18 protein-coding genes are annotated in these 23,641 nt (G+C 45.7%); 4 read left to right on the forward strand and 14 right to left on the reverse strand.

Annotated features, from left to right (window positions below):
* Positions 1-125: 125 nt before the first annotated feature.
* The 3 genes from galK to galE all read right to left on the reverse strand — a co-directional run bounded on the left by galK (position 126) and on the right by galE (position 3,615).
* Positions 126-1,286 (reverse strand): galactokinase, encoded by a 1,161-nt coding sequence (gene galK, locus V1U08_RS03115; RefSeq protein ID WP_330469894.1) that lies wholly within the window; start codon positions 1,284-1,286, stop codon positions 126-128.
* Positions 1,287-1,496: 210 nt separating this feature from the next.
* Positions 1,497-2,549, reverse strand: coding sequence for a UDP-glucose--hexose-1-phosphate uridylyltransferase (locus V1U08_RS03120; RefSeq protein ID WP_330469895.1), 1,053 nt, complete (start codon positions 2,547-2,549; stop codon positions 1,497-1,499).
* Between the two features lie 55 nt (positions 2,550-2,604).
* Positions 2,605-3,615 (reverse strand): UDP-glucose 4-epimerase GalE, encoded by a 1,011-nt coding sequence (gene galE / locus V1U08_RS03125; RefSeq protein ID WP_330469896.1) that lies wholly within the window; start codon positions 3,613-3,615, stop codon positions 2,605-2,607.
* Between the two features lie 821 nt (positions 3,616-4,436).
* Here galE and V1U08_RS03130 point away from each other — a divergent pair.
* On the forward strand, positions 4,437-5,606 hold the full coding sequence (locus V1U08_RS03130) for an iron-containing alcohol dehydrogenase (protein WP_014234553.1): 1,170 nt from the start codon (positions 4,437-4,439) through the stop codon (positions 5,604-5,606).
* A gap of 82 nt (positions 5,607-5,688) precedes the next feature.
* On the opposite strand, the gene V1U08_RS03135 is transcribed toward V1U08_RS03130, so the two are convergent.
* Positions 5,689-6,732, reverse strand: coding sequence for an NAD(P)-dependent alcohol dehydrogenase (locus V1U08_RS03135; RefSeq protein WP_014234554.1), 1,044 nt, complete (start codon positions 6,730-6,732; stop codon positions 5,689-5,691).
* A 462-nt stretch (positions 6,733-7,194) separates the two neighbouring features.
* On the opposite strand from V1U08_RS03135, the gene V1U08_RS03140 reads away from it, so the two are divergent.
* On the forward strand, positions 7,195-8,307 hold the full coding sequence (locus V1U08_RS03140) for an MBL fold metallo-hydrolase (protein WP_014234555.1): 1,113 nt from the start codon (positions 7,195-7,197) through the stop codon (positions 8,305-8,307).
* 229 nt (positions 8,308-8,536) lie between these two features.
* Complete coding sequence (locus V1U08_RS03145; protein ID WP_330469897.1) at positions 8,537-9,583, forward strand: GlxA family transcriptional regulator; 1,047 nt, start codon at positions 8,537-8,539, stop codon at positions 9,581-9,583.
* Between the two features lie 118 nt (positions 9,584-9,701).
* Here the strand turns inward: V1U08_RS03145 and V1U08_RS03150 are convergent, their stop codons facing one another.
* The 8 genes from V1U08_RS03150 to V1U08_RS03185 all read right to left on the reverse strand — a co-directional run bounded on the left by V1U08_RS03150 (position 9,702) and on the right by V1U08_RS03185 (position 20,124).
* A complete protein-coding gene (locus V1U08_RS03150; protein ID WP_020335220.1) occupies positions 9,702-11,081 on the reverse strand; it encodes an L-serine ammonia-lyase in 1,380 nt (459 codons plus the stop codon).
* 15 nt (positions 11,082-11,096) lie between these two features.
* Positions 11,097-11,963: a formyltetrahydrofolate deformylase gene (purU, locus tag V1U08_RS03155; RefSeq protein ID WP_014234558.1), complete on the reverse strand. Its 867-nt coding sequence runs from the start codon at positions 11,961-11,963 to the stop codon at positions 11,097-11,099.
* A gap of 66 nt (positions 11,964-12,029) precedes the next feature.
* Entirely contained in the window at positions 12,030-12,698 is a 669-nt protein-coding gene (locus tag V1U08_RS03160) for a sarcosine oxidase subunit gamma (protein ID WP_014234559.1), read from the reverse strand.
* Positions 12,691-15,708, reverse strand: a complete 3,018-nt coding sequence (locus V1U08_RS03165) for a sarcosine oxidase subunit alpha (protein WP_330469898.1) — start codon at positions 15,706-15,708, stop codon at positions 12,691-12,693. The genes V1U08_RS03160 and V1U08_RS03165 overlap by 8 nt, the downstream gene beginning before the upstream one ends.
* Before the next feature lie 12 nt (positions 15,709-15,720).
* Positions 15,721-16,005 (reverse strand): sarcosine oxidase subunit delta, encoded by a 285-nt coding sequence (locus tag V1U08_RS03170; protein WP_014234561.1) that lies wholly within the window; start codon positions 16,003-16,005, stop codon positions 15,721-15,723.
* A 13-nt stretch (positions 16,006-16,018) separates the two neighbouring features.
* A complete protein-coding gene (locus V1U08_RS03175; protein WP_330469899.1) occupies positions 16,019-17,272 on the reverse strand; it encodes a sarcosine oxidase subunit beta family protein in 1,254 nt (417 codons plus the stop codon).
* Positions 17,273-17,313: 41 nt separating this feature from the next.
* Positions 17,314-18,576, reverse strand: coding sequence for a serine hydroxymethyltransferase (glyA, locus tag V1U08_RS03180; protein ID WP_014234563.1), 1,263 nt, complete (start codon positions 18,574-18,576; stop codon positions 17,314-17,316).
* 432 nt (positions 18,577-19,008) lie between these two features.
* Positions 19,009-20,124 carry a hybrid-cluster NAD(P)-dependent oxidoreductase gene (locus V1U08_RS03185; RefSeq protein ID WP_020335225.1) on the reverse strand — a complete coding sequence of 372 codons (1,116 nt, stop codon included), beginning with the start codon at positions 20,122-20,124 and terminating at the stop codon, positions 19,009-19,011.
* Between the two features lie 326 nt (positions 20,125-20,450).
* Here V1U08_RS03185 and V1U08_RS03190 point away from each other — a divergent pair, with 326 nt between their 5' ends.
* Positions 20,451-21,710, forward strand: a complete 1,260-nt coding sequence (locus V1U08_RS03190) for an aromatic ring-hydroxylating oxygenase subunit alpha (protein ID WP_014234565.1) — start codon at positions 20,451-20,453, stop codon at positions 21,708-21,710.
* 115 nt (positions 21,711-21,825) lie between these two features.
* Here V1U08_RS03190 and gabT read toward each other — a convergent pair whose 3' ends face one another.
* Complete coding sequence (gene gabT / locus V1U08_RS03195; RefSeq protein WP_014234566.1) at positions 21,826-23,097, reverse strand: 4-aminobutyrate--2-oxoglutarate transaminase; 1,272 nt, start codon at positions 23,095-23,097, stop codon at positions 21,826-21,828.
* 105 nt (positions 23,098-23,202) lie between these two features.
* Complete coding sequence (locus V1U08_RS03200; protein ID WP_330469900.1) at positions 23,203-23,640, reverse strand: universal stress protein; 438 nt, start codon at positions 23,638-23,640, stop codon at positions 23,203-23,205.
* Between the last annotated feature and the right edge of the window lies 1 nt (position 23,641).

Here is a 23,641-nt window from a genome sequence, read left to right on the forward strand (position 1 = left end):
AGCTTAGATCCTTTCAACAAAACAAAAAGGTGGGCATATCGCCCACCCCAGATGCTCTCTAAAACGCAAACGGCTAGAAAACACTCGTTAATCGAGGTGTTTGCGTCATCACTTGCTCTAGCTGCTTACAGCGCCTCAACCAGACCTGCACCATCTTTTGCTTTGCACACATAAATCGATGCTTTTAAACCTGTCGCAGCTTCATATTTAGCTTCTACCGTCGATTTCACCTTGTCCACCAATGCAGGTGGAACGAGAGAGACGATACAGCCACCGAAGCCACCACCGGTCATGCGCACACCTCCTTCTTCGCCAATCACTTCTTTCACCATCTCAACTAGGAGGTCGATTTCTTTGACGGTAATTTCGAAATCATCACGCATTGATGCATGAGACTGAGCCATCAGTTCACTCATTCGTTTAATATCATGCGAACGGAGCGCTTTTGCCGCTTCGACTGTGCGATCGTTTTCAGTGATCACGTGACGCGCACGTTTTGCCACCAATTCATCCAACTCAGAAACTTTCTCGTTGAACTGCTCAATGGTGACATCGCGTAGAGCTTTAACACCAAAGATGCGCGCCGCTTCTTCACATTGCTCACGACGAGTGTTGTATTCGCTGTCAACCAGACCACGTTTTTTATTCGAGTTGATGATCACGACTGCCATGTCCTCAGGCATAGAAACCGCTTGTGTTTCCAGACTGCGACAATCCAATAGCATGGCGTGGTTTTCACGGCCTTCTGCCGAAATCATTTGATCCATGATGCCGCAGTTACAACCAACAAATTCGTTCTCGGCTTGCTGACCATTTAATGCGATTTCCGCCTGGCTTATTTCCAGGTTGAAGAGCACTTTGAACGTCTGACCAATCACGACTTCCAGTGCCGCTGATGAGCTCAACCCCGCACCTTGAGGAACATTGCCGCTGACAGAGATATCAGCACCGGTAAACTGGTAGCCACGAGCCAACAGACACTTCACGACACCGCGAATGTAGTTTGCCCACATTTTGTCTTCTTGGAATGTGATTTCTTGAGTGACATCGAATTCATCAACCGCGTTATCGTAATCAACCGATACCACGCGTACTAGGTTGTCTTCACGCTTTGCTGCCGCAACAACCGTTTGATAGTTAATTGCACATGGCAGTACAAAACCATCGTTGTAGTCGGTGTGTTCACCAATCAGGTTTACACGACCAGGCGCTTGGATAATATGGCTTGGCGCATAGCCCAACACGTTCTCAAAAGACGCTTTCACATTTTGGATTAAATCAGACATATTGAATTCCTAATCTCATAAATTCTTTTCAATTTCTCTTTAACTGGCAGATAGTCCGAGAAAATTTTGTTAAGCCCTAAATATTTGGAATTGCAGCTAGGCGACAAGTAAATTCAGCCCTATGAGCATAGATTTCCTATGTGATTAGGGCGGCCTGCGATCCGGTGGATTTATGCAGGCAACAACGCTGCGGTTTCAAATATGACGGGGTTACTGTTCTTTGTAGTGCAAATCACTTACATCACGCAGACGCTGTGCCGCCTGCTCTGCGGTTAAGTCGCGTTGGCTTTCAGCCAGCATTTCGTAGCCCACCATAAACTTACGAACTGTCGCGCTACGTAAAAGTGGCGGGTAGAACAATGCGTGAAGCTGCCAATGGTCGATGTCTGTGCCCTGTTCAAAGAAAGGGGCGTAGTGCCAACCCATTGAGTAAGGGAAAGAACATTGGAATAAATTGTCGTAACGGCTAGTCAGCTTTTTAATAGCGACAGCCAAGTCGTCACGCTGCTCATTACTTAACTCGCTCATACGGCGGATGTGTGTTTTCGGTAGCAGCATGGTTTCGAATGGCCACGCCGCCCAGTACGGGACAACCGCAACCCAATGTTCGGTTTCAACGACGATTCGGGAGCCATCTTTTAGCTCAGCTTGTACGTAATCCACCAGCAGGTTGCTACCGTGTTCCTGGTAGTAAGCCTTTAGGTTTTGCTCTTTACGTTCAATCTCATTTGGTAAGAAACTGTTCGCCCAGATTTGACCATGTGGGTGAGGCTGAGAACAGCCCATGGTTTCACCCTTATTCTCAAACGCCTGAACCCAAACGTAATCTTTACCTAGCTCTTCAATTTGCTCGTTCCACGTATCAATCACGCCACGGATTTTGTCTACCGGTAGTTCAGGTAAGGTTTTGCTGTGGTCAGGAGAGAAACAAATCACTCGGCTCAAACCGCGTACACCTTGGGTTTTGAATAGTGGGTTGTCTGATTCTGGCGCATCTGGTGAATCCACCATCAGCGCAGCGAAATCGTTATTAAACACGTACGTGCCCTGATAATCTGGGTTAACATCGCCAGAGATACGCTCATTTGTCGGACACAGGAAACACTTCTCATCGTAGCTTGGTAGCTCATCAATCGCAGCTTTCTCATCCGCCCCACTCCAAGGACGTTTTGCACGGTGTGGTGAAACTAAAATCCATTGACCCGTTAGTGGGTTGTAACGGCGGTGTGGGTGATCCACTGGGTTAAATTCAACGTTCGACATTTTACTTACTCAACTTATTCTTCTTACTAGTCCGGCTCACTGCACCGGATGAAAATTAGTAACCTTGTGGGTTGTTAGATTGCCAATTCCAAGTATCGGCAGTCATTTCAGCAACGCTGCGTGTTGCTTTCCAACCAAGCTCGCGCTCTGCCTTGTCTGTGCTCGCCCAACATTCGGCGATATCACCCGGACGACGCGGGCACCATTCGTAAGGCACAGGTTTACCGCAGGCGGCACCGAAAGCTTCCACCATTTCAAGTACGCTAGAACCTTTACCTGTCCCTAGGTTGTATGTGTGCAAGCCCGCTTTCTGCCCCACAGCTTTCAGTGCCGCAATGTGGCCATCAGCCAGGTCCATTACATGGACGTAATCACGCACACCTGTACCGTCCGGCGTTGGGTAGTCGTTACCAAATACGGAGAGCTTTTCACGACGACCAACCGCGACTTGTGCAATAAACGGCATCAAGTTGTTTGGAATGCCTTGCGGGTCTTCGCCCATGGTGCCTGATGGATGCGCACCAACAGGATTAAAGTAGCGCAGCAAAGTGATGCTCCAATCGCTTTCAGCATTGAACAAATCACTCAAACACGCTTCCACCATGTATTTACTACGACCGTATGGGTTAGTGGTTGCACCTGTTGGTGAGTCTTCTGTGATCGGAACGATTTCTGGATCGCCATAGACGGTTGCAGAGGAACTGAATACGATACTCTTCACACCCGCTTTACGCATACTACGCGCCAACACCAATGAGCCATTGACATTGTTATCGTAATATTCCAATGGCTTGACGACTGACTCACCTACCGCTTTCAGACCTGCAAAGTGAATGACCGCTTGGATATCATCCTCAGCGAATACCGAATCCAAAAACGCTTCATCACGAATATCGCCTTGATAAAAAGTTGGCTGTTTGCCAGTTAGCGCTTCAATACGGCTCAATACTTCTGTTTTGGCGTTACACAAGTTATCGACAATGATGGGCTCCATGCCCGCCTCAATCATCTGAACGCATGTGTGACTGCCGATGTAACCCATACCACCTGTGACAAGTACTCTCACTTTTACTTCTCCGCTGTTGCTGCTTCCTGCTCGTTACCGGACCTGATGCTCACTAAGCCAGCGTTATTCACACCAAGTCGATACGCCCAATTCTTCGCTGATTAAAATTCTATCAACCAAAACCGATTTAGATCCGTGATCAAACTCAAATTAGTGTAAACGTTTCCACAAATTTCAAAAAAGAAAATAGTTTGTCCTTACAGAGAGGAGTTACGCCTAAGCTCTCGATATATTGATATCCATCAGGATTTATCAAGTCTCAATCTAACTGAATCAAAAATTCAACTTAGATGAATAATTTAAAAACCACGGCAATAGTGTAATCGTTACCATTTGATTACAGTTTGTTTTGAACAAGCAATAGATCAGCCAAGACAAGCAGAAAAAGGCATACTCCTCTGCTGACAAAAAACCGGTGGAAGACTCTCTCAAGCTCCGTGAATCTCTCCGCCTCACCCGCTCTTTCCCACAATTAAACTAAGGTTTGTTTGTTCAAAAATTACTTACTATTAAGCAATTCAAAACCAACTTTCAAACAATAGGAAATGCATGAGGGTGAAATATAATCAATATATTTCAATAGGTTAAAACATAATCAGAAAGGCTTAATTTGTCGATTTATTTGCTTCGATATAAAAAATTGGAATAATAGACAATACTCGGAGACGATCCGACATTCACGAAAACCCTATCCTCTTCTAAAATACGCCCTATATTAAACACGTTTGCGATTCAAGTTGTGAGCGAAAAACAAACGGCTTGTGACTGTCTGGTTTTGCGACCATAAATCATAAGTGCTAACACCTTAGAAGGATGTGACCATGCAATTAGACTTCTCATACTACAACCCAACAACCATTCACTTTGGTAAAGATTCTTTAGCAAAACTAGACAGCGAACTGCCAAACTACGGCGAAACGGTTATGTTGGTCTACGGACGCAACGCGATTAAATCAAACGGTCTATACGATAAAGTCATCGCTAGCCTGACAGCTGCAGGTAAAAAAGTCGTTGAGCTGTCTGGTGTTATGCCTAACCCTACTTATGCGAAAATGATGGAAGGTGTTGAGCTTGTTCGTGAGCACAACGTAGACCTTATTCTTGCTGTTGGTGGTGGTTCAGTTGTTGACTGTGCGAAAGGTATCTCAGTGTCAGCACACTGTACCGATGCTGACCCATTCCAAAAATACTGGGTAGAATGGCAAGACATCTCAAACGAAGTCGTGCCTGTTGCTTCTATTCTTACTATGGTAGGTACTGGTTCAGAAATGAACGGTGGTTCAGTGATCACTCATGAAGAAACGAAAAACAAAGCGGGCCGTGTATTCCCGCCAGTTGCGTACCCTAAGTTTTCTATCCTGAACCCAGAATACACGTTTACTGTATCTCAATACCAAATGGTAAGTGGTGTATTTGACACTATGTCTCACCTGATGGAGCAATACTTCTCTGATCAAGGTGCAAACACAACAGACTATGTTATTGAAAGCTTACTAAAATCTTCAATCGATAATCTACGTGTAGCTCTGAAAGATCCAGAAGATTACGAAGCTCGCAGTAACATCATGTGGAACGCAACTTTAGCGCTGAATACAATTACTGGTCTTTCTAAAACTCAGGATTGGCAGGTTCACATGATCGAGCACCAACTAGGTGCTTACACAGACTGTGCTCACGGTATGGGTCTGGCTGCAGTATCTCTGCCTTACTACCGCCTAATCTACAAATTTGGTTTAGACAAATTCGTACGTTACGCAACACAAGTTTGGGGCGTATCAACTGAAGGCAAAACCAAAGAAGAAATTGCACTTGCAGGTATTGATGCACTAGAAGCATTCACTAAAGAGTGTGGCATTGTTACTTCTCTGCAAGAGCTGGGAGCAACCAAAGAGATGCTACCTAAAATTGCAGAATCTACCATCATCATTGGCAACGGTTACAAAAAACTGACCACTGAAGAAGTCCTGAGCATTCTGGAAGATTGTTTCTAACGGTCTTTCCTGACTAGCTGAAACTAAAAAGCGAGCTTCATAGCTCGCTTTTTCTTTTTTAATCTTTTGCGAAGTTAATTGATTAGCCTAATGAAGACATATCGATAACAAATCGATGCGCTAAATCACCAGAAGCGAGCTGCTTAAATGCATCGTTAATTTCATTCATTTTGATCATTTCGCATTCTGGGTAGATGTCATGATCAGCACAAAAATCCAGAAGTTCTTGCGTTTCAGCGATACCGCCGATCAACGAACCAGCAACGCGACGACGACCAAATACTAGAGGCACGCTCATTAGCTCGTCTAATGGACCAACCTGACCAACAATGACAAGTGATCCGTCTAGATCCAACAATGGCGTGTATAGGTTGACATCATGCTTGGTTGGTACTGTATCGATGATGAGATCGAACGAAGAAGCCGCAGCTTGCATTGCCTGCTCGTCTGTTGACGCCAGGATAGCTTTAGCTCCCAATGCTTTTGCTTGCTCTTCCTTGCTTGTTGTACGGCTGATTACCGTTACTTCAGCGCCCATTGCCACAGCAAGTTTAACTGCCATATGGCCCAGACCGCCCAAACCAATGACGCCAACTCGCGAACCTTCAGTTACGTTCCAAGTACGTAGTGGTGAGTATGTTGTAATACCTGCACAAAGAATTGGCGCGGTACGAGACATATCCAACGAGTCTGGAATGCTTAATACAAACTCTTCACGAACCACGATGTGTTTAGAGTAACCACCTTGAGTGATTTCACCGGTATGACGATCTGGTGCACCGTAAGTCGGCGTCATGCCGTTGCGGCAGTACTGTTCTTCGCTGTCGTGGCAGTGGTCACATTCCTGACAACTATCCACCATACAACCGACGGCAACGCGGTCACCTACTTTGTATCGAGATGCTTCCGCACCTACCGAGGTAACGATACCAACAATTTCGTGGCCAGGAACCAGTGGATATGGTTGAGGTCCCCAGTCACCATTAACGGTATGTAAATCTGAGTGGCATACACCACAATAGGTTATTTCAATCGCGACATCATTTGGACGTAACTCTCTGCGTTCGAAATGATATGGTACAAGATCCGTATTTTCTGATTGTGCCGCGTACCCAATTGTTTTCATGTCACAATATCCTTTTATTCTCTATTGCTAATTTAGGATGACTATCAGTCACAAGTCATCACTATCACCTTATACACTTAGAGATCACAGTTCTTGCCCGATAATCTTTTATCCTTGCTCGATAGTAATCACGGGGCTTCAGATTAAGCGAGGCTCAACGATAATCATTCATATAGTGTAGTCTGCGCACAAAACACATTCTTATCCCGTGACCATCAACTTAATTTACGACTTATCACGCATATCGATCCCTGAGACAAAAAATGTTCATAATTTGAATCAGGCACAGCTCGCACAACCTCTTTACTTAGGACTAATAGGCAAGCATTTCGTACTATCCTGCTACCTGAAATGACAAGTGCTCGGTACATTCATTTCTTGAGAGATTTTACGGCCTGACCTTAACCTCTTTGCCAAAAGCGGATTGAAATAGTTAGAAAGAGAATGAGAAAGAAGCGAACAATGATTTATACAAGTGTCATAGTCATTGGCGTACTGCTGATCTTAGGCGGTTGTACCTTCATGCAGCAGAGTCGATTTGGGGCAGAGCCGCAAGATGAAAGGCTGGAACAAATTTCACGTTCACCGAACTATACGAACAACAGGTTCCACAATCAAATAACCACCCCGGTACTGAAGGAAGGTGAAAGTAAGCTTTCTATCATTGTCAGCAACATTTTTAGTTCTGCGCAGAACCTTCGTCCAAACCATGTACTACCAAGTACTAAGACGGACATTAAATCGCTTCCACGAGAAAAAGACGTCATCATCTGGCTCGGCCACTCGTCATTTTACGTGCAGTTGTCAGGCAAACGTATTTTAGTTGACCCAGTGTTTAGCCCTTATGCCTCCCCTGTTTCCTTTGCTATACCCGCTTTTGACGGCACCTCACTTTACAACAGTGAGGAACTACCAGAAATTGACATACTGCTGATCACTCACGATCACTGGGACCACTTAGACTACGACACTGTCACTGCGCTTCAATCCAAGGTGGATAAAATTTTTGTACCTTTAGGTATTGGCGCTCATTTCGAAAAATGGGGATACTCCGTCGATCAAATCAATGAATCAGATTGGTATGGTTCTCTCGTGTTGGATGACGCCTTAACGATTCACTGCGTCCCAGCACGACACTACTCGGGACGAGGGTTTGGTAACAATAAGACTCTTTGGGGTGGCTTTGTTTTAGAATCTCAAGACAGACGAATTCTGCTGGGTGGAGATTCAGGTTATGGTCCCCACTTTCAGGAAATCGGCGACAAGTTCGGTGAGTTTGATTTAGTCGCTCTTGATATGGGCCAATATGATCCTAGATGGCCATATATTCACATGACACCTGATGAAGCTGCTCAAGCCTCTTTAGACCTTAATGCAAAAGCACTGCTGCCTGCTCATGTTGGCCGATTTACTCTCGCTCAGCATGACTGGAGAGAACCATTCAATCGCATTGCTGCATTGAGCTCAGATAAACCATATCAATTGTTTACGCCATTAATTGGTGAAGCGACGGAGTTCTCTAACCTACTCCAAACGCCATCCAAGCAGTGGTGGAATGACAAGCCAAGCCACTAAATCCAATCACAAAAAAACCGTGTTAAGCTTTGCCTGATGCGGTTTCTTTTATATTCTCGACTATCCGGGATTGATTCATCCAAACATGAAAACACTTATGTGACTCCCATTCACACACCTTCACAATCTAAGTCAAAGTGATTAGCCGTCGGGAGATATTTATGCCTAAATATAGGAATAATATCCATATCCAAACGTATGCCCCAACCTAAGAGAAAGTGAGAAGTAAATGCAGGAAAAAAAGCCGCAATCTATTGAGCGTAATCCTTGTCCTGAACCAATCAGAATCGGTTTTATTCTCCAACCACATTTTTCTCTTATGGCATTTACTGCTGCCATGGATGCGCTTATTACGGCAAACCTAGTCCATGAAACCAGCTTATTTCAGATTCAAACCTTTGGTATCGATTCGCGTAAAGTATTGAGTGATATAGGCATCGATATCGCAACAGATGCAACGGTTGAGTCGCTAAATCTACACAAAAGAGGCTCACTGGATTGGCTGTTTGTGTGTGGCGGTTATCGTTGCAGTACGCAAGCATCCCAGCCACTAACGGAATGCCTGACCTCTGCCAACAATCAAAAGATCAATCTAGGCAGCATTTGGAATGGGACCATTGCATTAGCTCATGCGAACGCCATTGAAGAAAATACCGCTTCCGCTGTGCATCCTAACAGTCATCAGTTTATTCATACCACTTTCCCTGCTCTGGAATTATCCTCCCACACGTATGAAGTGTCGGCCAATCGTGCTAGCTGTGCGGGACCAAATAGTGCCATGGAGATGATGCTGAGTATTATTGAGGCAAAATTTGATCAGAAGTTAGTGCGGGCAGTACGCGAGATCTTAAGCTGTGATCAAGCGTCAGAAGGAAGACAGACAATTTTACACAGCCAGCCGAATAAGCCGTCAGTCGATACTCTGGCCCGCCCCGAGGCACTGCAAGATGCCATTGTCCTGATGGAATCAAACATTGAAGAGCCTTTAACGCCCGACGAACTCGCGCGATTTTTATCGATGTCTCGCAGACAGCTAGAACGGCTATTTCAAACCCATCTCGATATCTCGCCATCGAGGTATTATCTGAAGCTACGTTTGTTAGCTGCTTATAAAGAGTTGGAAAAGAATAAAGAACCTATTATTCAGATTGGCTTAAGCTGTGGCTTTGTGAGTAGCAGTCACTTCAGTAACTGTTTTAAAGACTTCTTTGGTTACACCCCGACTCAACTGCGTCAAAATATGAAGAACAAAAACTCAACGCATTCGACACGCTAACCAGTCAAGTTCCAATAAAAAATGGAAGCTAGCAATAAAAAAAGAAGACACAGAGCCCGCTGTGTCTTCTTTGGCTTAGTAAGTGAGTGTCAACACCAAGGACGAGAGATAGAAAATATCAACACTCAATCACATTAACAGCTAAGCCACCTGTTGATGTTTCTTTGTATTTATCCTGCATATCCAGGCCAGTATCGCGCATTGTTTTGATAACTTTATCCAGAGACACAAAGTGCTCTCCGTCTCCACGCAATGCCATTTGAGCTGCATTGATAGCCTTCATTGCAGCGATCGCATTACGTTCGATGCAAGGCACCTGAACAAGTCCGCCTACCGGATCACAGGTCAATCCAAGATTATGCTCTAAGCCGATTTCTGCTGCGTTTTCAATTTGTAGTGGCGTTCCCCCTAGAACGGCACAAACACCCGCAGCAGCCATGGCACAAGCAGAGCCAACTTCACCCTGGCAACCCACTTCCGCGCCAGAGATAGACGCATTCTTCTTACAGAGAATACCTATCGCAGCGGCCGTTAAAAGAAAATCAACCACCTGCTCATCAGAGCAATTCGGCGTGAACTCTTTGAAGTACATTAATACGGCTGGAATGATACCCGCCGCACCGTTTGTCGGTGCCGTTACCATTCGGCCACCAGCCGCGTTTTCTTCGTTAACGGCTAACGCGTATAAATTGACCCAATCCATGCCGCTAAGTGTGGAGCTAATGACATTCGGGTTGGCACAATAGACAAGCGAGTCGAATAGTTTCTTTGCACGGCGTTTAACGTTTAGCCCGCCTGGTAACACACCCTCAGCACTGAGGCCGTTAGAGATACAAGACTTCATCGCGTACCAGATATTCAGCAATCCGTCTCTGATCTCCTGTTCTGAACGCCAAACCTTTTCATTTTCCAGCATCAGTTCACTGATACTCATTTGGTTTTTCTGGCATAGCTGGAGAAGTTCTTCACCGCTATTGAAATCATACGGTAGCGCGACAGAATCCGCTGCAGAGGTCTCAGACAGCGCTTCTTTCTTATCTAAAATGAAGCCACCGCCCACAGAAAAATAAACGTTTCGGTATAACGTATGACCGGATTCGTCGATGGCGATGAGTTCCATTGCGTTCGGGTGATAAGGATGGACTTCACGCAAGAACTTCATGTCGTTTGACCAGTCAAAAGGGACCAGCTTTTTACTCTTCAGCCATAAGTCACCACCTTGCTTTAATTCCTGTGTGATGACAGGGATCGTTGCCGTATCAACGGTATCCGGTAGCTCTCCCATTAGGCCAACGACAATGGCAGAATCCGTGCCATGGCCAACGCCAGTCGCACTCAAGGAGCCCATTAACTTAACCACGATTCGCTGAGTCGATTCTAAGAAATTTAACTCATCTAACTCATTGGCAAATCGATTGGCGGCAACCATAGGTCCAACAGTATGGGAACTTGATGGCCCAACGCCAATTTTAAACAAATCGAAAACACTGATAGACATCCCTTGCTACTCCTATCAATGGCTTAGAATAATTGTGCGAGTACCGGATAAAAATACCCGTCTCTCAACATGATGTTTTACAGCATTAAACAACGTGATTCGTTCAACATCCTGACCTTTAGCAATCAAATCTTCTGGATAGTGAGCATGCCCTACTTCCTGAAGCCCTTGAGAGATGATCGGACCTTCGTCCAAATCGTTGTTTACGTAGTGAGCCGTTGCACCTACCATCTTCACGCCTTTTTCCCATGCCTGATGGTACGGACGTGCGCCTTTAAAGCCTGGTAACAGGGAGTGATGGATATTGATTGCGCGTCCACTTAAGCGTTCACAAAGCCAAGGAGAAAGAATTTGCATGTAGCGCGCCAGTACGACCAATTCGATGTCGTATTCATCTAACAAGCGAACAATTTCCGCTTCCTGCTCTGGCTTGGTCTCAGGAGTAATCGGCAGATGGTGGTAAGGAATACCGTGCCACTTCGCCAAGTCTTCCAAATCTGGATGGTTTGAGATGATAACCGGCACTTCAACATTTAACTGACCTGTACGATAGCGATAAAGCAAATCGTTTAGACAGTGATCATATTTTGAAACCAGGATAGCCATACGCATGCGTTGACCAGAGGCAGTCAGATTCCACTCCATTGAGAAATCTTTCGCTCTTACACCAAACTCTGAGTCAAATTGCTGCGGATCAAAATCTGGTTCAGCAGGAATAAACTCAATACGAATAAAAAACTGCCCTGTTGCTCTGTCATCAAAAGACTGGATTTCATTGATGTAATGACCAACGCTCGCCAAATAACGCGTAACGACATCAACAGTGCCGCTTACACTCGGACAATGTGCGGTAAGAATCCAAGTTTGTGTTGAATTTTCCATAGTTCCCTCTACTCATGGTATAGCCGGTACATCCCGTACCGGCTCGATTACAACTTAGCTAGCTCTTTACTTAGCGATCGACAGACCAAACTCTAGGCTTGCATCTTGAATCCACAACCATAGGTAGTCAGAGAAGCTACGGCGAACAACCAACTCGAACTTATCTTCTTCAAGGCGACGAATGATCGCGCCACTTTTCGCAAATACGGTTGACACAACTTTGCCAACTGGGAATTCCTTCAAGTGAACATCAATCGGCGTCGACTTTTTCAGAACATCAACAGCATGAGTACCAGAGAGCTCCAGAATCGTTGAACCGCCGCTACCGTTAACCAGAGAGTAATGACCCTTCATTTGCTCACGAAACGCTGATTCCACGTCAAATGCTGCTAGTCCTGGAACCGTAATCAACCATTCATCCGGCGCTAACCAACGAGCGGCAAAGTCGCCTTTCGACGTTGATGTCAACGGTTCAAGTGGTAGTGAGAAGCCAAGAATTGAAGACACTGTTTTGAGCATTTCTTCATTTTCTGGGTTGCATCGTAATGTTAGATGCCCCATCAACTTCACTTCTTTAAGAACCACACCTTGACGATCTGGCGGCATACTTGCCAATTTATCGAACTCTGCATGATGCAAAGGAGATTCACCGAAAATTTCTCCACCAGGAACCTGGTTCATTAGGTCAACCAATGGTTGTTTGTTTTCTTGTTCAATCAATGTTGTATCAGACATTTTGGCGCTCTCCCTTTGGATCCAAAAATACAGTGCTGCAGATTTCAGCTTCAATCACGCTACCGTCTACTTGTGGGTAGTAAACCTTTTCGCCCATGCGGTCCAGACCACCTTTTACAAAGCCCATCGCGATACTGCGATTCAGGTTTGCACTCCAGTAGCTAGACGTAATATGTCCAACCATTGGCACAGGAATCGGCGCATTTGGATCGAGAACACCTTGTGAACCTTCAGGAATAACGACATTCGGGTCGATGGTTTTCAAGCCAACCAGTTGTTTACGGTTTTCTCTTACACAGTCTTCACGTGCCATGCCTCGTTTACCGATAAAGCTGAATGGTTTGCTGTTCGCGACACACCATCCCATACCTAAATCGTAAGGGTGAACACTTCCGTCTGTATCCTGACCTGCGATAATGAAACCTTTTTCTGCACGCAAGATGTGCATAGTTTCAGTACCGTAAGGCGTGATGTCGTATTTCGCACCGTGTTCCATCAACTTCTTCCAAACGTGTAGGCCGTAGTTTGCCTGAACGTTGATTTCGAATGACAGTTCGCCAGTGAAAGAGATACGGAAGATACGCGCTGGTACACCAGCAACCGTAGCTTGTTTCCAGTCCATAAACGCGAAGTTATCTTTGCTTAGATCGCAATCTGTCAGCTCTTGAAGCAGCTTGCGGCTGTTTGGACCTGAAATTGTTGCTGTCGCCCAGTGATCGGTAACCGAAGTAAAGTACACTTCCAGTTCCGGCCATTCTGTTTGATGGTAAAGCTCAAGCCACTCAAGTACGCGTGCAGCACCGCCAGTTGTGGTAGTCATTAAGAAGTGATTTTCGCCAAGACATGACGTTACACCATCGTCAAACACCATACCGTCTTCGCCACACATCAAACCGTAGCGACATTTACCAACAGGCAGTTTTGCCCAAGCGTTACTGTAAATACGGCCTAAGAATTCACGCGCGTCTTTACCTTGAATATCGATCTTACCAAGTGTTGATGCGTCCAGAATGCCGACAGAGTTACGTACTGCGAGACACTCACGGTCGAGAGCTTGTTGCATGGTCTCTGCCGCTTTAGGGAAGTACCATGGACGTTTCCATTGACCAACATCTTCAAACAATGCGCCATTGTCTAAGTGCCACTGATGCATTGCGGTGTAACGTTTAGGGTCAAACAGCTCTTTACAGTTACGTCCCGCAATCGCGCCAAAGGTAACCGGCGTGTAGTTTGGACGGAAAATCGTCGTACCTGTTTCTGGAATTGACTTGTTCAGCGCGTTAGCGGCGATAGCCATACCGTTAATGTTACCTAGCTTACCTTGGTCAGTACCAAAGCCCATCGCTGTGTAACGTTTAACGTGTTCGATTGACTCAAAACCTTCACGACATGCCAGTTCAATACCAGCCGCTGTTACATCGTTTTGGAAATCCACAAACTGTTTCGGTGCTTTCGACGTCTTTTTAGGGTGCGGAATATGGAACAATGCCATTGGTTTCGCGACTGGTAACTCATTAGTCTTTGGAAGCGTAACATCCACTGCACTCAGACCTAGTTCTTGAATCGCTTTATTACCCGCTTCAATACCCTCTTGCATCGCACCTTTAGTGGTGAAATTGCCGTTAATCGCACCTGCAATCAATTGCTTCTGTTTTGTTTCACCTGGAACAAAACCGATAACTTCTTCGTTCCATACTGGACGGCTGCCTGTGTGACAAGATAGGTGCACTGCTGGGCTGTAGCCGCCAGATGTTGCAACCGTATCTACTTGTATTGTCTCGCTTGAGCCTTCAACTTTCTTACCGCTCGCATCGAGTTTGTTAATACGTACGCCAGTCACACGCTTGCTTCCCAGCGCTTCAACAACCGCAGAGCCTTTGATGACACGGATTCCCGCTTTAATCACGCTCTGGATGATTGCACTGTCCGCATTTGCTCGGGTATCAACAACCGCTTTAACTTTACGACCTGCGCTATGCCAATCCAATGCTGTCTGGTAGCCACTGTCGTTCGTCGTCATAACCACAAGGCTTTGACCTGGTACCACTGAGTAGCGGTTGATGTATGTAGATACTGCGCTACAAAGCATGCTGCCTGGTAAATCGTTGTTACCAAATACAAGTGGACGCTCGTGAGAGCCTGATGCCAACACTACCCATTTCGCACGAACGCGATGCAAACGCTGACGAGCAGTATGCTTGGGCGCAAGATCCGTCAGGTGATCAGTACAACGCTCGTGGATAGTTAAGAAGTTATGGTCATGGTAGCCGTTCACAGTTGAGCGAGGTAGTAACTTCACTTCCGGACATGCTTCCAGCTCAGCCAGAACCTCTTGCACCCACTGAGTCGCTGGTCGGTTATCTACTTGTTCTTTCGTGTTAAGTAGGTTGCCGCCCATCTCACTTTGTTCGTCTGCAAGAATTACGCGAGCACCGCTGCGTGCTGCTGTTAATGCAGCCATTAGACCTGCAGGGCCAGCACCAACGACTAAAACGTCGCAGTGTTGGTTGATGTTTTCGTAACGGTCTGGGTCGTTCTCTAGTGGTGAGCGACCTAATCCCGCAGCGCTACGAATGTATTTTTCGTAGGTTTCCCACATTGATTTTGGGTACATGAAGGTTTTGTAGTAAAAGCCTGGAGGCATCATGCCGCCGCCGACTTTACCTAAAACGCCCATTACATCTTTATCAACATTCGGCCAGCCATTGGTTGACTGACAAACAAGACCATCGTAAAGCTCTTGCTGAGTCGCGCGAATGTTAGGAACCTGCGTCGCTTCTGTCGCACCAAGCTGGAAGATTGCATTTGGCTCTTCTGCACCTGCTGCGATGATGCCGCGAGGACGACTGTATTTAAAACTACGGCCAACAACATCAACACCATTTGCCAATAGCGCTGAAGCCAGTGTGTCACCCGCGTAGCCTGGGTACGACTTACCATTGAATTCAAAATTGATTGACTTCGACTGGTCAACTCGACTTTGTGATGAAATACGATTTACTTGTGTCATCCTTAACACTCCTTACTCTGCAGCCAGTGAAGGTTGCTCTCCAATCTTGTAGACTTCTTTAATTTCGTAAGTCTGTGTATCACGCGTCATATTGAAAAACTTGCGACACCCCGCTGAGTGCACCCACATTTCGTGGTGAAGGCCTCTTGGGTTCTTACGGAAGAATAGGTATTGGCCCCATTCTTCATCTGTGCAGCTGTCCGCATCGACTGGACGTGTAATGTGAGCTTGACCTTTTGGGTGGAACTCTTCTTCTTCGCGATACTCACAGCAGTGAGGGCAATAAATCAGAAACATAATTCTTCTCCTGTTAGTGCGCTACGCCCGCAGCACCGTGTTCGTCGATCAATGCACCATTGTTGAAGCGGAACATTGAGAAAGGTTTAGCCAGTTCATGCATTTCGCCTTTAGCCAAGCTGGCTGCGAATACGTTGCCTGACCCTGGAGTCGCTTTAAATCCACCCGTACCCCAACCACAGTTGAAGAATAAGTTTTCAACCGGTGTTTTGGTCATGATTGGACAAGCGTCCGCTGTTGTATCAACAATGCCACCCCACTGACGGTTCATGCGTACACGGGAGAAGATTGGGAACATTTCAACAATCGCTTGTACGGTATGCTCAATCGTCGAGTAAGAACCGCGCTGACCGTAACCGTTGTAGCCATCGATACCTGCACCGATAACCAAGTCACCCTTGTCTGATTGGCTGACGTAACCGTGTACGTGGTTCGACATCACAACGGTGTCCAGAATTGGTTTAATCGGCTCTGATACCAACGCTTGCAGAGGGTGAGACTCTAATGGCATTTCGAAGCCAGCCATTTTCGCTAGCACGCCTGAGTTACCTGCAACCACACAACCCACTTTGTCAGCCATGATGCTGCCGTAACGGTTCGTTTTCACACCAACAATCGCGCCATCTTCGATGATCATGTCGACCACTTCAGTTTGCTGAATCAGATCAACACCCATGCTGTCTGCACCGCGAGCAAAGCCCCATGCAACGGCATCGTGACGCGCAACACCAGCGTTTGCCTGCCATGACGCACCAAGGATTGGGTAACGAGTGTTCTCAGAACAATCCATATGCGGAACAAGTTCTTTAACCTGTTGTGTATCAAGTACTTCACCTTGGATACCGTTCAGACGGTTTGCTGCAACACGACGTTCGATATCACGCATGTCTTGCAGCGTGTGTCCCAGATTGAGACAGCCACGACGAGAGAACATCACGTTGTAGTTCAGGTCTTGTGATAAACCATCCCATAATTTCAGCGAGTGTTCATATAGAAATGCAGCTTCATCCCACAAGTAGTTAGAACGAACGATGGTTGTATTACGCGCGGTATTACCACCACCTAAATAACCTTTTTCAATGACAGCAACATTAGTAATGCCATGTTGTTTTGCCAAGTAGTAAGCGGTCGCTAATCCATGACCACCGCCACCAATAATAATGACGTCATACTTTTTCTTAGGCGTAGGATTGCGCCAGACACTTTGCCAATTTTCGTGATGGGAAAGAGAGTGTTTAAGTAGACCAAAACCTGAATAATGCTGCATTTGTCTATTCCTTCATTTCAGCTAAAGTCAAATACCGTTTTCTATTGGTATGCAGGGAAATCACGGCATAGTGACTGCACTTTGCTTCCTACGACTTCAATCGTGCTTGCCAGCGCTTGCGGGTCATCAAGGACATCAAGAATGTCTGAGATCCAACCTGCTAGCATTTCACATTCCGCTTCACCGAAACCACGCGTTGTAATCACTGGCGTACCAATGCGCAGGCCTGAAGTAACGAATGGAGATTGTGGATCGTCCGGTACAGCATTTTTGTTTACGGTGATACCCGCCATGCCAAGTGCTGCGTCTGCCGCTTTACCTGTCAATTTCTGACGGATTAGGCTCAACAGGAATAAGTGATTGTCTGTACCACCCGATACAACGTCGAAACCACGCTCGATAAATACTTTCGCCATTACCTGAGCATTAGCCACAACTTGTTTCTGGTATTCAGCGAATTCTGGCTCTAACGCCTCTTTAAACGCTACTGCTTTTGCCGCAATCACGTGCATTAGAGGGCCACCCTGACCACCAGGGAAAACAGCAGAGTTGATCTTTTTCTCTAGTTCAGCGTCGCGAGAAACAATCAAACCACCGCGTGGACCGCGTAGCGTTTTGTGTGTTGTGGTTGCTACAACATCCGCGAAAGGTACTGGGTTTGGATAAACACCAGCTGCAACTAATCCCGCTACGTGCGCCATATCAACGAATAGGTAAGCGCCAACTTTGTCCGCGATATCGCGGAAACGTTGCCAGTCAACGACACGTGAGTATGCTGAGAAACCAGCAACGATCATTTTAGGCTTGTGCTCAAGAGCTAGTTGTTCAACTTGTTCGTAGTCAATTTCGCCCGTTTCAGCGTTTAGACCGTATTGAACAGCGTTGTAAATTTTGCCTGAAAAGTTAACGTGCGAACCGTGAGTCAAGTGACCACCGTGAGCAAGGCTCATGCCTAGTACTGTGTCACCTGGTTCACAAAGAGCCATGTACACGGCAGCGTTTGCTTGTGACCCTGAGTGTGGTTGTACGTTCGCGTATTCCGCACCGAACAGTTGTTTTGCACGTTCAATCGCCAATACTTCTACTTCATCAACGAATTTACAGCCACCGTAGTATCTTTTTGCCGGGTAACCCTCAGCGTATTTATTGGTTAGTTTACTACCTTGAGCTTGCATCACTCGTGGGCTGGTGTAGTTTTCAGAAGCAATCAGCTCAATGTGGTCTTCTTGTCTCTGTTCTTCTTTTACAATCGCCGACCATAGTTCACTGTCGTACGCTTCGATGTTTTGAGTAGTGTTAAACATATCTTCTCCTTGATACTGGAATCTCGCTTCCCTGTTTAGGCATCAGGTTTGCCGCACGACATTGAATTCAAAATCGTTACAATGAAAACCTAATCGACAACTCAATAGTAATTAATTCGTAATATTGCGCTTGCGTAAATACGACAAAATCTGCGGATTTGCGACATCATTTAATTTATTTTTAAATAAAAAAAGCAGAGCTTGCGCTCTGCCAAAATCCCGATAAAAATCAATGACTATTTGTATATACACCTCCTTGTCCATATTCCAAAATATCACTATTAATACATTTATTAACAATGATATTTAGAGCGCAGGGCTTCAGTCCTTAATTCAAATAAATGAGCGCAATAAATTTTATAAAATAAATTTATAACCACTTATTGTTTGAATTAAGCACTGAAATTAAGGTAATAATTTTCTGCTAATTGATTAGCATTCGATAACAACGTTTCCGTTAGGAACACTACAGCAAGAAAGAATGTAGCCGTCTGCGACATCTTCATCAGTGATACCACCGTTGTGGCTCATTTCAACATCACCACTGACTTTCTTAACTTTACATGTACCGCAAATACCCATACCACAAGCTTTTGGAATAGTAAGCCCTGCTTTAGCTGCGGCAGCATGGACGGTTTCACCCGGCGCAACCTGAACTTGCTTGTCGCTTTCGGTAAACATGACTTCGATTAAATCGCTTTCAGTCAATAGTTCCGCTTCTTCTGCTGCAATTTCAGCATCTTGAACCGCTTGTTCTTCTACGCCAGCTGGAGCCTCACCAAATGCTTCTTCATGGTAGTGCTCCATGTTGAAACCTAGTTTGACAAGGATAGATTTTACCGCGCGCATGTATGGCGTTGGACCACAACAGAAAATCTCGCGTTCATGCAGATCAGGTGTGATCATTAATAGTTTGATGTCATCTAAATACCCACGGTATCCCGACCAGTTTTGTCCTGACTCCAAACGCTCACAAATCAGATGCAAGTGGAAATTGGAGATGCGAGATGACATAAATTCAAGCTCACGATGGAAGATGATGTCGCGTGGCGTTCGAGCACTGTGCACGAAAGTCACATCAACGTCGCTATTGGTATCATAAATCCAGCGAGCCATAGACATGAGTGGCGTTACACCTACCCCACCAGATAGCAGAAGTACTTTCTCTGCCGGGAAGTCGATGCTATTGAATGCCCCAACTGGTCCATGAACTGCCAGTTCAGAACCTTCTTCCAGGTTGTCGTGGATCCAGTTAGACACAAATCCACCCGGAACACGTTTTACCGTGATCGAAAAACTGTAAGGGACTGAAGGCGAACTCGAAATGGTATAAGAGCGGAAAACTTGCTCACCTTCGATTTCAAGCTCAAGCGTGACAAATTGGCCAGGCTTAAAGAAAAACATGGTCGGCTGTTCAGCCATAAAACAAAAAGTTTTGGTGTCCCAAGTTTCTTGAATGGTTTTTACGCAACGAACTGCGTGACGACCGTTATCCCAAATTTGAGTTTCAACAGGTATAAAAGAGCCACTGGTGGCTAGAGAGTTCATTGGGGTATTCATATCCGGCTTCTCCGCAACGGTGTATTTGGTGGATTCCCTCCATGGGTTGTGCTTATTTTGGGTATTATTGACTATTCGAGTTATCCATTAACGACACGGAGTTATCCAAAACGGTCACGTAAGGGAAAATAGTTTATTGCGTGTCTCAAATAGGCTCACTCAATGTCGCATTTAGACCACTTCTTAACATGCCAATAATGGCAGGATATCTGCGAGCCAAACATTTACCCACTTTTAGTAAGGCTGTTGGCCAAAAACGCATGGAAGCCCCCTAGTAGGGCGTATCGTCCACATTTTCTAGAAGAAGATAGACAATGACACAAAACGATATTCTCAACATCAGTTACTCGAGCTTAGAAGTAGCACGAGCAGAAATGAAAAAAATGCTCGAAGAGCGTCGTATTAATTATTCACTACCACGTCCGTTATATAACGATCCACTTCTATTCAAAATTGATGTCGAAGAGATCTTTCAGAAGGAATGGTTATTCGTTGGCATGACGAGTGAAATACCGTCAAAAGGTGACTACTTTACGGTAGAGATCGCGCAAAGCCCTGTCCTTATCGTCCGCGACGCTGATGGACAAGTCAACGCGTTCCACAATACGTGTCGTCACCGCGGCTCTCGTATTTGCTTGGAACACAGAGGGAAAGTGGCCAACTTAGTTTGTCCTTATCACCAGTGGACATACGATACGAAAGGTAACTTGCTATTCGCTGGCACTGAGATGGGCGATGAGTTTGATATGCAGAAGCACAAACTTAAACCTGTTCACTGCAAAACGGCGGGTGGCTTTATCTTTATCTGCCTTGGTGAACAACCACCAGAATCAGATTTTGATGAGTTCCTGGCGACACTTGAAGAATACATGGAACCGTACGACGTTGAGAACACCAAGCTTGCCGTTGAGTCGAACATGTATGAAAAAGCGAACTGGAAACTTGTTCTAGAAAACAACCGTGAATGTTACCACTGCAGCGGTAGCCACCCAGAACTGCTAAACACACTTCTGGAGTGGGATGACACGAACGATCCACGTGCTCCAAAAGAATTCTTAGACTACTACGAGCGTATGGCTGCAGAGTGGGATGCAGAATCTATCCCGCACGAGCATAAAAAATACGGTCGCAGAAACCGCCTGGTGCGTATGCCTTTGAAAGAAGGGACGTCTGTAATGACCATCGATGGTTCGGCTGGTTCGAAGAAAATGCTGGGTCGTATCAAGAATGATAAGTTAGGTTCTTTGCGTATTTTGCACCTGCCTAACTCGTGGAACCACATGCAAAGTGATCACTTTATCGTATTCCGAGTTCTGCCAATCTCAGCGCAAGAATCGATGGTAACGACTAAGTGGTTTGTTCACAAAGACGCGATTGAAGGTGTGGATTACGATCCGGAAAACCTGCGTCGTGTTTGGGACGCAACAAACGAACAAGATCGTCGACTTGGCGAAGAGAACCAACGTGGTATCAACTCGCTAAGTTACGAGCCAGGACCTTACTCGGAAACCTTTGAGTTTGGTGTTATTGATTTCATCAACTGGTACGCAGAACGAATCCAGGAAAAGTTGTAATCTACAATACTTGTCTATACCGTGCTCCATAACCCAAGCCCCATCTCACGATGGGGCTTTTTTATACTATTGCCTCTCTTGAACTGAATAAAAAGAGCTCAGAAATTTGAGCAACTTAAACCAGTTCTTTGATGATTTTCTCTAGTTTATCCAAGCCTTCGCTTAGTATTTCAGATTCGATGGTCAGTGCTGGAAGAAGACGAATTACGTTCGCTTTTACGCCACAAGAAAGCAATATCACACCATTCTCTTGCGCCTTGCTAATGATTGCCTTAGTAAGATCTTGTAGTGGCTTGCCAGATTCCGGATCAGTGAACTCGATTGCCATCATCGCGCCAATCGTACGTACCTGACCGATTTGTGGAACCGTCTCTTGTAGCTTGGTCATACGTGCATTAACAACTTCACCAATACCGATCGCTTTTGCACACAACTGCTCTTCTTCAATGATCTTTAACACTTCCAGACCAGCAACACAGCCCATCGGAGAGCCAGCATAAGTACCACCAAGGCCCCCTGCTGGTGCTGAGTCCATAACGTCAGCTTTACCAACCACGGCTGAAATTGGGAAGCCACCAGCAATGCCTTTTGCCATGGTCACCATGTCTGGTTCGATACCCAAGTACTCAGTTGCAAACATTTTACCCGTACGTGCAAAACCCGCTTGGATTTCATCTGCAATCAACATGATTCCATATTTATCACAGATATCACGTAAGCCTTGCGCGAAGGCAACTGGCGCTTGGTAGAATCCGCCTTCACCTTGTACTGGTTCGAAAATGATCGCCGCAACACGTGCTGCTTCGATATCACAAGCAAATAGGTCCTCAAGTGCTTGTAAGCTCTGTTCTACAGATACACCGTGGAACTCGTTCGGGTACGGTGCATGGAAGACTTCGCCAGGGAACGGACCAAAACTCGCTTTGTACGGCGCAACTTTACCCGTTAGTGCCATCGTCAGGTTAGTACGACCATGGAAAGCACCTTTAAATGCAATCACGCCGCTACGACCAGTGTGTGCACGAGCCACTTTTACCGCGTTTTCCACGGCTTCTGCGCCTGTAGTCAGGAAAATCGCTTTCTTTTCTGAGTCGCCCGGTGCGATTTGAGTTAACTTCTCTGCCAACTCTACAAACGATTCATAAGGTGTCACCAAAGCGCAGGTATGAGAAAAGTTATCTAACTGTGCTTTTACTGCCTCAGTAATACGCTTGTTGGCGTGACCCGTATTGTTTACCGCAATACCCGCCGCAAAATCGATATATCTATTGCCTTCCACATCCCAGATTAGGGCGTTTTCAGCTTTGGCAACATACAGTGGGTAAAGTGCGCCCATACCGTTAGAAAATACCTGATTTCTTCTCTCGTGTAGTTGTTGGTTAGTCATTTTTGTATTCCTTGAGTTGTACATATACCTCCGCCAGGAATGATTCCCTTTGGCGACTTTAGTTTCTATTTATTGTTGTATGCGTTAGCTAAACGCGAAGAATCGTTAAGTAGGATCGCCTTTCACCACAAACACTGAACAGTGAGAATGGCGAACTATCTTTGCGGCATTAGAACCTAAGCAATATGAGCGAAAATTCGGATTTGCAGATGCCATAACAATGGCATCCACTTGAGAATATTTGGCTTGCAGCAACACTTCATCAAACACCACACCATTACGAACAATCGCTTTGCCACGATGTTGTTTTGGCACGTAGGTTTCTAACATCGTCTGCACACAATCAAAGGCACTTTGATGTTGAGCTGAAAAAGCACTTCCAGATGCAGTCGGTACCATACTGTGATGCACCCGTGCATCATCGACATACAACATGTCGATGAAACCTTGTTCGTCTATCAGCTTAAGCGCCATGTCGACCTCTTTTTTCACTACATCAGGATACGAAAGGTCAACTGGCATTAGAATTCGCTTGAGGCTCATA

The sequence above is a fragment of the Vibrio sp. YYF0003 genome, from assembly GCF_036350715.1.
Taxonomy (GTDB): Bacteria; Pseudomonadota; Gammaproteobacteria; order Enterobacterales; family Vibrionaceae; genus Vibrio; species Vibrio natriegens.

Bases quoted from the DNA above. Each gene is read 5' to 3' on its own strand.
- V1U08_RS03175 (WP_330469899.1), bottom strand. From the start codon at position 17,272: ATGCAGCATTATTCAGGTTTTGGTCTACTTAAACACTCTCTTTCCCAT.
- V1U08_RS03200 (WP_330469900.1), bottom strand. From the start codon at position 23,640: ATGAGCCTCAAGCGAATTCTAATGCCAGTTGACCTTTCGTATCCTGAT.
- V1U08_RS03190 (WP_014234565.1), top strand. From the start codon at position 20,451: ATGACACAAAACGATATTCTCAACATCAGTTACTCGAGCTTAGAAGTA.
- V1U08_RS03150 (WP_020335220.1), bottom strand. From the start codon at position 11,081: ATGTCTATCAGTGTTTTCGATTTGTTTAAAATTGGCGTTGGGCCATCA.
- gabT (WP_014234566.1), bottom strand. From the start codon at position 23,097: ATGACTAACCAACAACTACACGAGAGAAGAAATCAGGTATTTTCTAAC.
- V1U08_RS03140 (WP_014234555.1), top strand. From the start codon at position 7,195: ATGATTTATACAAGTGTCATAGTCATTGGCGTACTGCTGATCTTAGGC.
- V1U08_RS03185 (WP_020335225.1), bottom strand. From the start codon at position 20,124: ATGAACTCTCTAGCCACCAGTGGCTCTTTTATACCTGTTGAAACTCAA.
- V1U08_RS03165 (WP_330469898.1), bottom strand. From the start codon at position 15,708: ATGACACAAGTAAATCGTATTTCATCACAAAGTCGAGTTGACCAGTCG.
- V1U08_RS03135 (WP_014234554.1), bottom strand. From the start codon at position 6,732: ATGAAAACAATTGGGTACGCGGCACAATCAGAAAATACGGATCTTGTA.
- V1U08_RS03120 (WP_330469895.1), bottom strand. From the start codon at position 2,549: ATGTCGAACGTTGAATTTAACCCAGTGGATCACCCACACCGCCGTTAC.
- V1U08_RS03170 (WP_014234561.1), bottom strand. From the start codon at position 16,005: ATGTTTCTGATTTATTGCCCTCACTGCTGTGAGTATCGCGAAGAAGAA.
- V1U08_RS03130 (WP_014234553.1), top strand. From the start codon at position 4,437: ATGCAATTAGACTTCTCATACTACAACCCAACAACCATTCACTTTGGT.
- glyA (WP_014234563.1), bottom strand. From the start codon at position 18,576: ATGTTTAACACTACTCAAAACATCGAAGCGTACGACAGTGAACTATGG.
- purU (WP_014234558.1), bottom strand. From the start codon at position 11,963: ATGGAAAATTCAACACAAACTTGGATTCTTACCGCACATTGTCCGAGT.
- V1U08_RS03160 (WP_014234559.1), bottom strand. From the start codon at position 12,698: ATGTCTGATACAACATTGATTGAACAAGAAAACAAACAACCATTGGTT.
- V1U08_RS03145 (WP_330469897.1), top strand. From the start codon at position 8,537: ATGCAGGAAAAAAAGCCGCAATCTATTGAGCGTAATCCTTGTCCTGAA.
- galK (WP_330469894.1), bottom strand. From the start codon at position 1,286: ATGTCTGATTTAATCCAAAATGTGAAAGCGTCTTTTGAGAACGTGTTG.